The organism is Ruegeria sp. MALMAid1280, from assembly GCF_049195285.1.
Taxonomy (GTDB): domain Bacteria; phylum Pseudomonadota; class Alphaproteobacteria; order Rhodobacterales; family Rhodobacteraceae; genus Ruegeria.
The window spans coordinates 1-14,163 of the sequence record NZ_JBMIRT010000056.1 but is presented as its reverse complement, the minus strand read 5'-3'; the positions used below and the strand labels follow the sequence as shown (position 1 = coordinate 14,163).

Here is a 14,163-nt window from a genome sequence, read left to right as displayed (position 1 = left end):
TCAGACCTCGATATCGCAAACAAACACGCCATCCACACCGCCCACGGTCTTCGCAACGATCCGGCCGCCGATCTCCTGATGGGTCGGATCGACAAGATAGGCATCGCGCACCGCAACATCGCGGAAATCGAACCAGAACATGTCGTTGAAATCGCGCACAAGATCGGTTTCGACGGACACGTTCCTGCGACTCTGGAAATCGAGAATGCCGTCGATATGTCCTTTCAGACCTTCCAGATCCTTGAAAAGCGAGGACTTCTCAGCCTCGGAAACATCGCTTTCAAAGCGCAGATGCACCAGATGACGTATCATTTCATTCTTCCTTCCCAGAGACATTTACCAGAAATCTGCCTTTTTGCGGTCTTTGAATGCAGCCAGTCCGACCTGTAGCTCGGGCTGCGCAGCGGCAATCCAGCCCGCTAGCGATTCAAACACCCGCTCACTCTCTTCGCCTTCGGCGGCATTGATCAGCATTTTCACCAGTTCGGTCGCGACCGGACCGCGATGGCGCATCCGGTCGGCCAGTTCCGTTGCAGCGTCAATCCCCTGCCCTTTTTCAACAACCTGATCGACGATCCCTGCCGCAAGCGCCGCTTCGGCTGAAAACTCCTCGCCAAAGATCGCCATGCGCCGCACCAGTTGCGAGCCGAAACGGCGCACTGTGCGCTGTGTCCCGGACCAGCCGGGGATGATCCCGAGCGCGGGCTCCGGCTGCCCGATGCGGATATGCGATTCCGCAATGCGATAGTCGGCGCAGGCCGCCAGCTCCAATCCGCCGCCCAGAACGTGGCCGTTCAAAACCGCGATCACCGGCTGACGCAGACGAGCCAGCGCGTCCAATGCCTGATGCCCATCGCGCAGCCAGTGACGCCCGAAGCCGTCCGCCGACCGGGCCGCCCAGGCATCAATGTCTCCACCGGCGCAAAAGGCTTTGCCGGCCCCGGTCAGGATCACCACATGCGCATCCTCGGCATGTTCGATCTGGCGGCACAGCGCCATCAGATCATCCATCATCTGCTCGGTCAGAGCGTTCAGCCGCTCGGGCCGGTTGAGCGTCAGGCGGGCAATCCCGTCGCCGATATCCAGCTGGAAATGGTCCATCACGCGGCAGACAGGTTCAGACCCATAAGCACCGGATCAAACAGGGCCGGATCCATGGTTTTCAGATCATCCGACACCAGCAAAGGCGTTGCCGCCTGATCCAGAACGTCCCGCTGCACGTCCAGGCCGGGCGCAATTTCGGTGACCATCAACCCTTGATCCGTCAACTTGATCACGCAGCGCTCGGTCACATAGGTTACATCCTGCCCTTGCGCCTTTGCGCGCTTGCCCGAGAAGGAAATCTGGTCGACCTCATCCACGAATTTGGCAACCTTGCCCTCTTGCAGGATTTTCACCTGCCCATTTTCAATCGTCATCTTGGCCCCGGCGTTGAAATTGCCCGAAAACACGATCTTGCGGGCTCGCGCCGTGATATCGACAAAACCGCCCGCCCCCGCCGTGCGGTGCGGAATGGCCGACAGGCGCGAGACATTGACCGACCCGTTCTTGTCAACTTCGAGGAAGGACAAGAGCGAGGCATCAAACCCGCCCGCCTGAAAATAGCAAAACTGGTGTGGCGAGGGTACGAAAGCCTCGGCATTGGCGGAACAACCGAACTTGAAGTCCAACAGCGGCACGCCGCCCACGGCCCCCTGTTCGATCATCCATGTGACCGAACCATGAAGCCCTTCCTCGACCAGAATGCGAGGCACATTGGCCGAGATGCCAAAGCCGATATTGACCGCCCAGCCGTCCTTCAGTTCCATGGCCACACGGCGCGCGATCACCTTACCGACATTGAATTCCGCCGTACGGAAGCTTTCGATCGGGCGTGTCAGTTCACCCGAAATCGCCGGGTCGTATTCGGTGGCCGTGGTTTGCAACTGGTCCGGCGCCTCAACGATGGCATCAACCAGAATGCCCGGCACATGCACGTCATGCGGACGGATGCTGCCCGCTGCGGCAACGCGCTTGGCCTGTGCGATGACCACTCCGCCATTGTTTCGCGCCGCCAGCGCCATTTCCATCGCACCAAGATAGGCGCCTTCGTGCTCAAAGCTCAGGTTGCCTTTTTCGTCGGCCGTGGTCGCGCGGATGATCGCGACATTGGGGGCCATGGACTTGAAATACAGCCAATCCTCGCCCTCGAACTCCATGCGTTTGACGATGGGCTCGGCGCGCGCTGCGTCATTCATGGCACAGCCCTCGATATCGGGATCTACAAAAGTATCCATGCCCACCTTTGTCAGAACGCCCGGCCGCTTGGCCGCCGCTTCGCGCAGCATGTCGAAGATAATTCCCGATGGCACGTTGTAGGCGCGAACCTGTTCGGCGGTGATCATCTGCCACACCAATGGGGGTTCTGCCTTGCTGGGACCAGACGGGTACGATCCTCCGATGATCCGGGTCAGAAGCCCTGGCTTGGCGATATGATCCACCCCTTTGGTGCCAAACATATCACCGGCGGCAATAGGGTGAATTGTCGTCAGGTCCCGCGGCGCACCTTCGTCGTCAAACCGTTCACCAAGACCCCTGAGAACCGCGTCCGGACAGCACAGGCCGCTTGACGAATTCACCGCAACGGTCGCCCCGTCAGGAACAAGATTTGCTGCATCGCGTGCCGTCATCTGCTTGGTCATGCGGTCCCCACTAAAGTAACTAACTGGTTATATCGTTATGCCGCGAGGGACCGCGAAAATCAACAGGAATCCGCAGGCCCGGGAATTGACCTGAACCTAAGTAACCATTAAGTTACTTTAGGGATTGCTTCGGGAGGACTACCGTGAACATTTACTTTCAAAAAACCAATCAACGCACTTTCGGCACATTTCCCCTGACCGGGGACGAACTGCGAGACGCGATGAAAATCGCAGCCGAGGTCGGGTATCGCTCGTTCGATACCGCGCAAATGTATGAGAATGAAAAGGAAACCGGCGACGCCCTGGCCGAACTTGGTTTCGACCGGGATGAGATTTGCGTCACCACGAAGGTTCACCCCGACAATTTCACCGAAGAGGCATTCATTCCGTCGGCCGAGGAAAGCCTGAAAAAGCTGCAGCTGGATTACGTCGACGTCCTGTTGTTGCACTGGCCGCCGATAGGTGAGGATATCGCCCCGTCGCTGAAACTGCTGGAACAGGCCCATGCCAAGGGGCTGGCCAAGAATATCGGCGTGTCGAATTATACCGCCCAGATGATGCGCGACGCGGTCAAGATCATCGATACGCCGCTGGTCACCAATCAGGTCGAATTCCACCCGCTTCTCAACCAGGACACTCTGCTGGCAGCGGCGGCGGAAACCGGCATTCCCCTGTCGTCCTATTGCTCGGTTGCACGCGGCGAGGTCTTCAAACACTCGATTTTTGACGAGATCGGCAAGACTTATGGCAAAACAGCGGGTCAGGTCGTTTTGCGATGGATTTTGCAAAAGGGCGTTTCGATCAACACCATGTCGACCAAACGCGCCAATATCGACGCGAATTTCGATGTTATGGATTTCACCCTGTCCAGCAGCGATATGGCCCGGATTGATGCCAAAACCCACACCGAGTACCGGATCGTTGGTGAAGACCTGGTACCCTGGGCACCCAAGTGGGACTGAATGAAAAAGGCGGTACCACTTAAGGTACCGCCTTTTTACCGGGAAAACCCCTGAGCCGTTGAGAGCCGGGAGGTTCAGTGATTGCCCCGGATCATGTCTGATGCCTTCTCTGCCATCATGATCGTCGGTGCGTTGGTGTTTGATCCGATCAGGCTGGGCATGGCCGAGCTGTCACAAATCCGCAACCCATCGATCCCACGGACACGCATCTGCGGGTCAACCACCGCCATTTCATCCACGCCCATCTTGCAGGTACAGGTCGGGTGATAGGAGGTCCGACCGTATTGCCGTGCATAGGCCTCGTAATCAGCCTGCGTTTTCACACTGTCATCGGGGAAACGAATCTGGCGGATGTATTTCTGCAGGCTTTTCTGCCGGAAGATCTCGACGCTGTGCTTGACCCCTTCGACCGAGACCTTCAGATCATCCGGATGCCCGAGGAAGTTGGGATCGACCAGAGGCATGTCCTCAACCCGGTTTGACCGCAACCGCACCGTTCCGCGAGCCTTGGGGCGCACGGTATAAGAGTTCAACGTGATGCCAGAGCTGCCTTTCGGTACGCTCGGCACCCCGGCCTCGGCCCCTGCACCGGCCAGGAAGTGGAACTGCAGGTCCGGAGCAGGCTGGGCGCTGTCCGCATACCAGAACGCGCCCCCTTCGACGACATTCGACGCCACCGGACCCGAACCGAACAGGTAATATTGCATACCGGCCCAGACCGCCCAGTGTGGCTTGTTGTACTTGTCCAGACTGTGATGGCCGTTCAATTCAGCTACGATGTCGATACCAAAGTGGTCATTCAGGTTTTCCCCCACACCCGGCAGGTCTTGTTGGACCTCAATCCCATGCTCGCGCAGATGCGCCGCCGGTCCAACACCGGACAGCAGCATCAGTTTGGGGGTTCCGATCGCGCCCGAGGTCACCAGAACCTCTTGATCAGCGCCCGCCCTGCGCATCTGTCCGCCCTGAACGTATTCGACACCGGTGGCCCGGCCGCCCTTGATCACCACGCGGTGCACCTGACATCCGGTTTCCAGGGTCAGGTTCGGGCGCGACAGGGCCGGTTTCAGATACCCCACCGCCGCTGAACAGCGCTTGGCGTTCCACGTGGTCGTCTGATAAACCCCGGCACCTTCCTGAACCGGGCCATTGAAATCCGGGTTGTAAGGGATGCCTGCCTCCTGACACGAGCGCACAAAAGCCCGCGTCATCTTTTGCGGCGCGTCAAGGTTCGAAACCCCCAGCGGCCCTTCGGTTCCGTGCCATTCACCCGACAGGATGGCGTTGCGCTCGGACCGGACGAAGTATTTCTGGATGTCCTTGAACGCCCAGCCCTCGCAGCCTTCCTCATTGGCCCAGCGGTCGTAATCGATGGGATTGCCGCGGGTGAACACCTCGGCATTGATCGAACTGCCGCCGCCGATCACGCGGCCCTGCGCATAGGGAATCTCGCGGTTGTTGGCGTTGACCTGCGGCACCGTGGTAAAGCCCCATGTGTGAGGGCCATCGGTCATCTTGGCAAAACCCACCGGCATGTGGATCAGCGGATGGCTGTCCTTGCCGCCCGCCTCAAGCAGCAGCACTCTGACCGCGCTGTCTTCGGTCAGGCGGCTGGCCAGAACACATCCGGCCGATCCACCACCAACGATGATATAGTCATATCCGGTTTCCGCCATCACTCCACCCAATGCGACCGCTTGCCGATCTCGACATGGATCGACTTGATCTGCGTGTATTCCTCGACCCCGTGCATCCCGGCCTCACGACCCCAACCCGAAGCTTTGAACCCGCCGATCGGCAGCTCGGGCCCACCGGCCAGAGTTGTATTCACCCAGAACCGCCCGGCCTGAACACGGCGGGAAATCGTCAGCGCCTTGTCGATATTCTTGGTCCAGACGCTGGCCGCCAAACCGTATTCGGTATCGTTGGCAATCGCGATTGCGTCGTCAATCGAGTCAAACGGGATGACCGCCAGAACAGGTCCGAAAATCTCTTCCCGGGCAATTGCCATGTCATTTGTAACGTCCGTGAACACGACCGGATCAATATACTGCCCGCCCGAGATTTCGGGAGTGGTGCCACCGGTCAGCAGGGTCGCGCCCTCGTCCTGACCCTTGGCGATGTAGGACAGAATGGTGCGGTTCTGCGCATCGGTGGTGATGGCTCCGGCCTGTGTGCGTTCGTCCAATGGGTCGCCCACGCGCACCTTGCGCAGCTTGTCGGCGACCATTTCGGCGAACTTGTCCGCAACCGAACGCTCGACCAGCAGGCGCGCGCCGGACACGCAGCACTGGCCGGTGTTGAACGCGATGCCAAAGGCGACACCATCGGCGGCGTCTTCCAGATCAGCATCGGCGAAGACGATCTGCGGGTTCTTGCCGCCCAGCTCCAGCCCTAGCTTCTTGAAATTGCTCTGACCTGCGGCGGCGACAACCGAGCGTCCCACGGCGGTTGAGCCGGTGAAGGACAGCATGTCCACATCCATATGTTCGGCCAGTTTCTGACCGATCACACTGCCCGACCCGGTGACCACGTTGAACACGCCATCCGGCAGCCCGGCCTCCGACAGAATTTCCGCCAGCATCAGGGTCGTGGCACTGGTCACCTCAGAGGGTTTGGCGACAATCGTACAGCCCGAGGCCAGGATATAAGGCACGCGTTCGCACAGAATCAGGAACGGGAAGTTCCACGGGGTGATCAGGCCAACAACGCCGACCGGCTCGCGGGTGACGATGCCCATGGCGCCATCGCCGCTGTTGTTGAAACTGTCCCCGTGCAGTGCCCGTGCCAGACCGGCGGCAAATTCGAACATGCCAACGCAACCTGACACCTCGGCCCGCGCCTGAGAGATCGGCTTGCCGTTTTCCAGCGTTTCCCAATAGGCGATCTCATCCGTACGCTGGCGGATCAGTTCGGCCGCCTTCAACAGCACCGCGGCGCGGTCGGCACCGGACAGGCCGCACCATCGGCGGTCATCAAAGGCCGTGCGGGCCGAGGCAACCACAGCGTTCAGGTCCTCTTCGGTGCAGCGCGGAATGCGGGTGACGGGGACGCCATGTCCGGGCGAAGACCGCTCGAACACGTCACGATCCCCGGCAGGCACCCAATCGCCGTCCATGAAGTACCCGAATTCGCGGGGTTCAGAGGGCGGTGTCAGTATCTGACTGTTTTGGTCCATCAGAAAAGCTCCGAATTGGGGCGCAGGCTAGGCAGAAGCGTCCAGCCCGTCGCGGAAATCGTTCCAGCCGCCATCTACGGATGACGGCGCATCATGCCATTGATGCAGAATGTCCCCGGTTGCGGGGTCTTTGTCGGGGATCGGCAGCATCATGATCCGCTTGACGGCGGCCTGAAACAGCTGGGGCGTCAGGAACGCTTCCTGAATGTTGTCCCAATCGCGGCCCCCGGCGTAACCGCCGCACATCATGATATCCTCGGAATGGCCGACCATCTCATGGCTGACCCCGGCGGGCATGACGATCACGTCACCGGCCTCGATCCGGACCCGGGTCCAGCCCTCGACCGACAGGTTGAACTCCATCCAGCCGCGGGCGCAGCCCAGGCATTCATGCGACGTCGAGTGGAAATGAGGATATTCATACACCCCGGGATATTCCCAGTTATTGCCCCAGCCGTTTTCACGAAACCGGGCCTTTACCGCATCAACCCCGCCACCTGGAACAGCCCCGCGATGGATCAACAGCGGAAAGCGGCTGTTGGGGATCATACCTTCGGGTTTGGACGTGTAAACTTCGACAGTCATTGGTGTTTCCTCCCGCTTTGTCTAATGCGTCAGTACAATCTGGGTCTTCAGGTCACCGGGTCTGTCAGTGATGCTGTCAAACGCCTGCTGAATGTGATCCAGCGCGTATGAGGCACCGGTGAAACGGTCGGTTTTGATCCGGCCATGGGTCAGCAGGGTCAGGGCGTCGTGCATATCCTGCCCCATGCCTGCAACCGACCCTTTGATCGAGTTTTCCTGCAGGATCGTTTGCAGAATATCGACGGGCAGAGTCTCTCCCGCGCCGGTCAGGCCAAAGGCTGCGATATGCCCGCCTTTGCGGATCAGCTGCGCAGCCTGTTGGTAAAGCGCGGGCAGCCCGACGCTTTCGATCACCACATCCGCACCGCGCCCTTCCGTATGGCGCAAGACGGTTTCCTCCAGCGCTGACGGGTTGGTGACACCCACATCGGCGCCAGCCTCCAATGCCAATTGCACCCGGTCTTCGGACAAGTCCGCGACGATGATCGGCGCCGCCCCAATGGTGCGCAACAGCTGAACGTGCAGGTTGCCGATGGGACCCGCCCCAAGAACAACGACGGACTGGCCAAAACTGATATTGGCCTTGCGGGCACAACGTACAACGCAGGCCAGAGGCTCGGTCAGGGCGAGCACTTCGACCGGGACGTTCTGTGGCGTAGGGATCACCAGCCGCGCGGGCACCGAAATGTACTCGGCAAAGGCCCCATCCATGGTGATCCCCATCTGCTGCATCTCGGGACAGTTCAAGATCTCGTTTCGCCTGCACCAGTAGCAGGAGCCACAGCCGATATTCATATCGACAACAACCGGCGCACCGACTGTCAGGCCCGAGACGCCCTCGCCCAGTTCGGCGATGGTCCCGGTGAATTCGTGCCCCGGGATCATCGGCAGGTTTTCCGCCGCATAGTGGCCGTTGAAAATGTGGATATCCGTGCCGCAGATGCCGACCCGTGAAATGCGCACCAGAACCTCGTCCCGGCCGGGTTCGGGGCGGGGAACATCCCGCACGTCGAACTGGCCGGGTTTCACGAGGACGGCAGCTTTCATGGTGCCGGTCATTTCACGACCCTCAGCTTGGTCCGGTCGATGGTCAGGGCAATCGCCGCTATCAGGATCAGGCCGAACACCATCTGCTGCTGGGTCGCATCAACCTCGAAATACAGCATCGAGGACCGGATCACCGCCACGATCAGCGTACCGATCAGCGTGTTGATGACCCCGCCGACACCGCCGGTCAGCGGGGTACCCCCGACCAGAACCGCGACGATTGCAGGCAGCAGGAACCCGTTCGCCAGTGTGGGAGAACCACCGGAGAGTTTAACCGAGAACAGCAAGCCCGCAATCGCCGCCAGCCCGCCGGACAACGCAAATGCCATGATCTTGATCCGATTGACGTTCAGCCCCGAGGCGACAGCAGCGGGTTCCCCTGCGCCAACCGCCTTGAGCGCGCGCCCGAAGGTTGTCCGCGATTGCAGGAACCACGCGCCCAGAACCAGAACGGCGGCAATGATCATCTCGCTTGGCAGCCCGGCGACCGAGCCGGTCATCCAGCCAAAGTTCGAATCCCGCAGGGTGGCATCCATGAACAGGGCGCGCTGGCCCGACATGTATTGCGCCGCGGAAAAGGCGATGCCGCCAACCGCCAGCGTCGAGATGAAGGAGGGCACGAAAAGCCGCGTCGTCACGTAACCCGAGATACTGCCCAGCACCACGCCCGACAGGATGCACAACAGCGCCGCACCGATGCCAAAGGTCGGCAGGGCAATGGTCGCGACCACGGTGGTCATGTTGGCGATGGACTGCGCCGACAGATCGATACCGCCGATATAGATCGCAAAGGTCATCCCCAGCGCCATGATGAACAATGGCACGATGTCGGCCATCATCGAGATCAGGTTTGCCGGCCGCAGAAAGTTGGAATCCGCCGCGCCGACGACCAGCACCAGCACCAGCAGGGTGATCCAGGGCAGATGGGGTTTGATACGTTCAAAACTCATGGATCAGGCCTCAGATCATGTGGTGGACAAGGTCATAAAGCGACGGCTTGTCCCCCGGGCTGCAATCGAAACGTTTCTGTTCGACCCCGTCCTTCAGGACGATGATCGTGTGGCTGAGGCCGATGGCCTCTTCCAGCGTGTCGGCGACCAGGATGATGCCGACGCCGTCATCCGACATCTCACGCACCATGTCGTAGACGTCTTCCTTGGCGCCGATATCCAGACCGCGCGTCGGGTGATCCAGCAGGATGATGTCGGACCCGGCCGAGCGCCATTTGGCCAGCACCACCTTTTGCTGGTTGCCGCCCGACAGCCCGCCGCAATCCTTGTAGACATCCGGTGTCTTGATCGCCAAACGGTCGATCCACTGTTTGGCCAGCGATTTTTCCTCGCCAATACGCAGCACACCCGAATTGGCATAGTTCCCCATCTGGCTGAGCGTCATGTTCTCGTAGACATTCATCCCGGCCACGATGCCTTCGACCTTGCGTTCGCGCGGGATGTACCCCACGCCGCCCGCCACTCCGGACTGGGCGTTGAACTTGCCGACGGTTTGCCCCTTGAGCGCGACACTGCCGGCAGAGGGCGTTTCCAGGCCGAAAATCGTTCGCAGGATTGCCTCGCGCCCGGACCCTTCAGTACCGACCAGACACAGAACCTCTCCGGGGCGCAGCTCGAATGAGATCTTCGCGTATTTGCCAGCCACGGAAACGTCGCTGAAGGCAACCAGCGGCTGCGCCTCGGCCTGGTAGGGTTTCTGCTTCTGCTCGCGGTAATATTCCTTGTCGACGTCGCGCCCGACCATTTTGTGCTGGATGGCATCCACCTCGGCGTCGTCATGGGCAACGACATCGACAATCTCGCCATCCTTCATCACATAGATGCGGTCGGACAGATCCAGAACCTCGTCCATGCGGTGACTGACAAAGATAAACGACGCGCGGTTGGTCAGCTCGCGCACGAGGCTGAACAGCAGCTCGACTTCTTCCTTGGCCAGCACGCTGGTCGGCTCATCCAGCAGGATCACCAGATCACCGTCGATCCGTTCCTCCAGCGTCAATACCTTGGCCAGTTCCACCAGCTGACGCTGCGCAAAGGACAGTTTCGAGGTGGTCATGGCCGGATCGATATCCAGCTTGACCTTGGCCAGCTGCTTGCGCGCGGCCTCGGCCATGGCTTTCCAGTTGATCACCCCATAGCTGACGAATTGCTGTTCGAACCCCAGAAAGATGTTCTCCATCACGGTCAGGTTGGTGATCAGGGATTGTTCCTGAAACACCATGCCGATGCCGTGATCCATCGCCTGACGGGGGTTCTGAAACCGGACCTTGGTGCCGTCGATGGTGATGTCGCCGCCATCAGGCTGGTAGGCGCCATAGATCACCTTCATCAGAGTGGACTTGCCCGCGCCGTTTTCGCCAACGAGGCCCACGATCTCTCCCCGTCCGATCTTGAAATCCACGGATTTCAGCGCGTGGACGCCGGGGAATTTTTTGTCGACATTGATCAGTTCGTACATCAGCCCGCCCCTATTTCACGAAGGTTACGGATTTGCGGTCGGTCGACAGAACCACCGCGGCGATGACCAGCACGCCCAGAACACCGTCCTGCACGTAGCCGGGCAGCCCGATCACAACCATGCCGTTGTTGATGACATTCACGATCAGCACCCCGATCAGCGTGTTCCACACACCGCCGATCCCGCCCCACAGCGCGGTGCCGCCAACCACAACCGAGGTGATCGAGACGAACATAAAGTTCGAACCCGTCGCAGTTTCGGCAATCCCGATCCGGCCAACCGCCAGCAGCGCACCAACGGCATAGAAGACACCGGCCAGCGCAAACCCCATGATCCGCACACGGTTGACGTTCAGACCCGAAGCGTGGGCCAGTTCCTCACCACCGCCAACCGCATAGAAGTTGCGGCCCAGCGTGGTGCGCGACTGGATGAACCAGGCGATCAGCAGGAACAGCAACGCGACATAGCACATTATCGGGAACCCGAACCAACGCTCGGTCAGCAGGGAGCGGAACAGGTCATCCTCGACCCTGATCCTGTCACCGCCGGTCAGCAGCAGGGCAAATCCGGTGCCCACAAAGCCCATCGCCAGCGAAGCCATGAATGAGGGGATTTTCAGCAAGACATGCACAAGGCCGTTCACCAGCCCGATGGCCGCACCCACGAGCAAGGCCAACGGAATGGCCAGCCAGGCCCAGGACGCCAGCGTTCCGCCCAAACCGATAAAGGCAAAGGCAAAAACCACGGCACAGACCGACACGGTGCCTTCCATCGACAGGTCAATCGACCCCATGATGATGATGAAGGTGACACCGATGGCCACCATCAGCGCTGGCGCGGACGAGATCCCGATGCGGGCAAAATTGCGCAGCGAAAAGAAACGGGGCTCCATCGCTGTGAAAAACAGGACCAGAACCAAAAGGACGATCAGGGGCGCCCATTTGATCAGCACATCCCGTGTCAGCACATTGCTCACGTGCTTCCTCCCACTGAGTGAATTGGCGGGGTCGCGCTCACCGCAGACCCGAGTGAGCAGGCCGGTTCAGAGACCGGCCTGCAGGCACCGTTATTTGTACTGAATTTGGCCGTTCGACGTGGACCAGAAATCCTTCCAGTCATAGGCCGGAGCACTGTCCAGATACTGCGCCTTGAACGCCTGCGCATCTTCGGGGCGGACCATGATGGTCGGACCATAGAACTCGCGGTGTTCATTCGGCTCTTCCGACGGCTTGAAGTGGCCAGTGGCCGCGTAATAGGCCAGTGCCGCCGTGATGCCGCCACCCCAATGGGGGTTGGTAAAGACGGTGGCCAGGATTTTGCCCTCGCCGACCAATTCGACCGCTTGCGGGTTGCCGTCATAGGACACAATCGGCATGTCTTCGATCCCTTCGGCCCGCAGCGCTTCGAGCACACCGTAAGCAATGGTGTCGTTGGCGCAGTGGACACCTTTGATCTCATCACCATACCGGGTGAGGAAGGCGCTCATGACCTGATTGGCCTTTTGCGTATCCCAGTCCGCAGGTTCCGCAGCCAGCAGTTCCGCGTCAGGGTAGTCCAGCAATGCGGTTTTCAGACCGGCCAGGCGCTCGATGGCCGGATTGTTCGAAGCGATACCGCCCAGATGGACAACACCGCCGGAGCCGCCTATGGCGTCCAGCAGAATGCGCGCGGTCTGTTCCGCCGGGCCTTCGTCGGACCAGCTCATGTGGCTGACATAGTGATCGCCGAAATCCCAGGGGTGCAGGTCGTCAGTCTTGTTCCACAGGGTCGACACATATGCGCCCGCCTCCACGCAGGATTCGACAACCGGACGCGCGTTGGGCGCGTCATTGGTGTCGATGGCCAGTGCCAGCTCGCCATTGGTCTTGGACAGCAGCGCCTTGACGTCGGCCAGCGACTTTTCCGACGAGCCTTCGTTGATCAGGTGGGTCAGGAAATCCTTGGGCTTGCCGAGGCTTTCTACAAAAGCCTCACCACCCGAAACGATTTCATTCCAATAGGGGTTCGTCCGGTTGCGGTACGACCAGGCAACGGTCGGATCCGTGATCGCCGCACGCGCCATGCCACCCAGCATGGTAGAGATCGCTGCACCACCTACGCCATAGGCAGATGCCAACAGCAGGTTACGACGAGTTATCGTCTCTTGTTCGATGTATTTCTTGATGAATGACATGACGTCCTCCCTTTTCCATCAGCACATGGGATCAAAGGCGTTCGCGTGTCGACCCCTCCCCGGCGACGATCCCGCACAGCGGCACTCTACGCCATTAATGCACTAACTAGTTACTTCTTTACGAAACGATGTGTCAAGCGTTAAGACTAGGATAGGAAAAGTCTGAGTTTGCCGCTGGCACGGAACAGTTGAAGAACCTCGGCCATTTGTGTGAAATGCTCTAACCAGATTTGCTGCGCCGGGACAGCTACATGACAAAGGAGGTGGCTGTGGTCGAAAAGACGACAATCAAAAAGAAAAGAGATGCCGAAGCGACCAAGGCGCGCATCCTGCAGGCCGCGAAGAAGGAATTTGCCAAACACGGATTGGGCGGCGCGCGGGTCGACGAAATCGCCGAACGTGCCAACGCCAACAAACGCATGTTATACCATTATTTCGGCAGCAAAGAGGGGCTGTTCCAAACGGTACTGGAAGCCGCCTACCTCGACATTCGAAGCGCCGAACGCAAGTTGAAACTTGAATCCCTGTCGCCTTCGGACGCCTTGGAATCTCTGGTTCGATTCACATGGAAATACTACCTGAAGAACCCCGAGTTCATTACTCTGGTCAACAGCGAGAACCTGCACCGTGCCCGTCACATCAAATCGCTGTCCAGCCTGCCTGAATCGACCCGCGGGCTGGTCGAGATGGTCGAAGACATTCTCAGACGCGGCGAGGAAAGCGGTGAATTCCGCCCCGGCATTGATGCGACCCAGCTCAATATCACCATCGCGGCTATCGGTTATTACTACCTGACCAACCGGTTTACCGGGTCCTATCTGTTTCAACGCGACATGATGGAAGAACAGGCCCTGAACGAGCGTCTGGACTTTAACGTCGAAAGCATCTTGCGGATCGTCCGCAAGGATTAGGCGCGCCCCAATCTGCGGCGCGTTTTTTATGATTTGTTTTTATGGGTTTAGTTTGTACTGACGGTGCTGGTTGTGGTTGTGCTGTTTGAGGAACCGCCGCCGCCTGCGGCTGCGAGGCCTGCGGCGGCTGCTGCGACGCCGAGTGCGGGGGCGACGA

Annotated in this window: 13 protein-coding genes; 2 read left to right on the top strand and 11 right to left on the bottom strand. The window is 59.6% G+C overall.

All coding sequences use genetic code 11. The annotated features are described in order from the left end of the window. Genes ACOQFT_RS15480 through ACOQFT_RS15470 form a run of 3 tightly spaced genes read right to left on the bottom strand, consistent with a single transcriptional unit; the run spans nt 1 to nt 2,681 of the window. Nucleotides 1-312: a Dabb family protein gene (locus ACOQFT_RS15480; protein ID WP_421598783.1), complete on the bottom strand. Its 312-nt coding sequence runs from the start codon at nt 310-312 to the stop codon at nt 1-3. A gap of 24 nt (nt 313-336) precedes the next feature. After that, nucleotides 337-1,101, bottom strand: coding sequence for an enoyl-CoA hydratase/isomerase family protein (locus ACOQFT_RS15475; RefSeq protein ID WP_421598782.1), 765 nt, complete (start codon nt 1,099-1,101; stop codon nt 337-339). Beyond that, complete coding sequence (locus ACOQFT_RS15470; protein WP_421598781.1) at nt 1,101-2,681, bottom strand: acyl CoA:acetate/3-ketoacid CoA transferase; 1,581 nt, start codon at nt 2,679-2,681, stop codon at nt 1,101-1,103. Before ACOQFT_RS15470 ends, ACOQFT_RS15475 begins: the two co-directional genes overlap by 1 nt. A 143-nt stretch (nt 2,682-2,824) precedes the next feature. Here ACOQFT_RS15470 and ACOQFT_RS15465 point away from each other — a divergent pair, with 143 nt between their 5' ends. After that, nucleotides 2,825-3,643: an aldo/keto reductase gene (locus ACOQFT_RS15465; RefSeq protein ID WP_421598780.1), complete on the top strand. Its 819-nt coding sequence runs from the start codon at nt 2,825-2,827 to the stop codon at nt 3,641-3,643. Nucleotides 3,644-3,717: 74 nt separating this feature from the next. Here ACOQFT_RS15465 and ACOQFT_RS15460 read toward each other — a convergent pair whose 3' ends face one another. The 8 genes from ACOQFT_RS15460 to ACOQFT_RS15425 all read right to left on the bottom strand — a co-directional run bounded on the left by ACOQFT_RS15460 (nt 3,718) and on the right by ACOQFT_RS15425 (nt 13,095). Then, on the bottom strand, nt 3,718-5,319 hold the full coding sequence (locus ACOQFT_RS15460; RefSeq protein WP_421598779.1) for a GMC family oxidoreductase: 1,602 nt from the start codon (nt 5,317-5,319) through the stop codon (nt 3,718-3,720). Continuing rightward, entirely contained in the window at nt 5,319-6,821 is a 1,503-nt protein-coding gene (locus ACOQFT_RS15455) for an aldehyde dehydrogenase family protein (RefSeq protein ID WP_421598778.1), read from the bottom strand. Before ACOQFT_RS15455 ends, ACOQFT_RS15460 begins: the two co-directional genes overlap by 1 nt. Nucleotides 6,822-6,848: 27 nt before the next feature. Next, nucleotides 6,849-7,406 (bottom strand): hypothetical protein, encoded by a 558-nt coding sequence (locus tag ACOQFT_RS15450; protein ID WP_421598777.1) that lies wholly within the window; start codon nt 7,404-7,406, stop codon nt 6,849-6,851. A 21-nt stretch (nt 7,407-7,427) separates the two neighbouring features. Continuing rightward, nucleotides 7,428-8,465: a zinc-dependent alcohol dehydrogenase gene (locus ACOQFT_RS15445; RefSeq protein ID WP_421598776.1), complete on the bottom strand. Its 1,038-nt coding sequence runs from the start codon at nt 8,463-8,465 to the stop codon at nt 7,428-7,430. Continuing rightward, nucleotides 8,462-9,403: an ABC transporter permease gene (locus tag ACOQFT_RS15440; protein ID WP_421598775.1), complete on the bottom strand. Its 942-nt coding sequence runs from the start codon at nt 9,401-9,403 to the stop codon at nt 8,462-8,464. Before ACOQFT_RS15440 ends, ACOQFT_RS15445 begins: the two co-directional genes overlap by 4 nt. Nucleotides 9,404-9,413: 10 nt before the next feature. Further along, nucleotides 9,414-10,922, bottom strand: coding sequence for a sugar ABC transporter ATP-binding protein (locus ACOQFT_RS15435; protein WP_421598774.1), 1,509 nt, complete (start codon nt 10,920-10,922; stop codon nt 9,414-9,416). Between the two features lie 10 nt (nt 10,923-10,932). Next, a complete protein-coding gene (locus ACOQFT_RS15430) occupies nt 10,933-11,898 on the bottom strand; it encodes an ABC transporter permease (RefSeq protein ID WP_170448823.1) in 966 nt (321 codons plus the stop codon). A gap of 90 nt (nt 11,899-11,988) precedes the next feature. After that, nucleotides 11,989-13,095 (bottom strand): sugar ABC transporter substrate-binding protein, encoded by a 1,107-nt coding sequence (locus tag ACOQFT_RS15425; protein WP_421598773.1) that lies wholly within the window; start codon nt 13,093-13,095, stop codon nt 11,989-11,991. 251 nt (nt 13,096-13,346) lie between these two features. On the opposite strand from ACOQFT_RS15425, the gene ACOQFT_RS15420 reads away from it, so the two are divergent. Further along, a complete protein-coding gene (locus ACOQFT_RS15420; RefSeq protein WP_421598772.1) occupies nt 13,347-14,006 on the top strand; it encodes a TetR/AcrR family transcriptional regulator in 660 nt (219 codons plus the stop codon). Nucleotides 14,007-14,163 lie beyond the last annotated feature (157 nt).

What these genes read in the sequence shown, in the direction of transcription:
- ACOQFT_RS15480 (WP_421598783.1), bottom strand. Translation starts at nt 312, where the DNA reads ATGATACGTCATCTGGTGCATCTGCGCTTTGAAAGCGATGTTTCCGAG.
- ACOQFT_RS15425 (WP_421598773.1), bottom strand. Translation starts at nt 13,095, where the DNA reads ATGTCATTCATCAAGAAATACATCGAACAAGAGACGATAACTCGTCGT.
- ACOQFT_RS15435 (WP_421598774.1), bottom strand. Translation starts at nt 10,922, where the DNA reads ATGTACGAACTGATCAATGTCGACAAAAAATTCCCCGGCGTCCACGCG.
- ACOQFT_RS15450 (WP_421598777.1), bottom strand. Translation starts at nt 7,406, where the DNA reads ATGACTGTCGAAGTTTACACGTCCAAACCCGAAGGTATGATCCCCAAC.
- ACOQFT_RS15440 (WP_421598775.1), bottom strand. Translation starts at nt 9,403, where the DNA reads ATGAGTTTTGAACGTATCAAACCCCATCTGCCCTGGATCACCCTGCTG.
- ACOQFT_RS15455 (WP_421598778.1), bottom strand. Translation starts at nt 6,821, where the DNA reads ATGGACCAAAACAGTCAGATACTGACACCGCCCTCTGAACCCCGCGAA.
- ACOQFT_RS15460 (WP_421598779.1), bottom strand. Translation starts at nt 5,319, where the DNA reads ATGGCGGAAACCGGATATGACTATATCATCGTTGGTGGTGGATCGGCC.
- ACOQFT_RS15475 (WP_421598782.1), bottom strand. Translation starts at nt 1,101, where the DNA reads ATGGACCATTTCCAGCTGGATATCGGCGACGGGATTGCCCGCCTGACG.
- ACOQFT_RS15470 (WP_421598781.1), bottom strand. Translation starts at nt 2,681, where the DNA reads ATGACCAAGCAGATGACGGCACGCGATGCAGCAAATCTTGTTCCTGAC.
- ACOQFT_RS15420 (WP_421598772.1), top strand. Translation starts at nt 13,347, where the DNA reads ATGACAAAGGAGGTGGCTGTGGTCGAAAAGACGACAATCAAAAAGAAA.
- ACOQFT_RS15445 (WP_421598776.1), bottom strand. Translation starts at nt 8,465, where the DNA reads ATGACCGGCACCATGAAAGCTGCCGTCCTCGTGAAACCCGGCCAGTTC.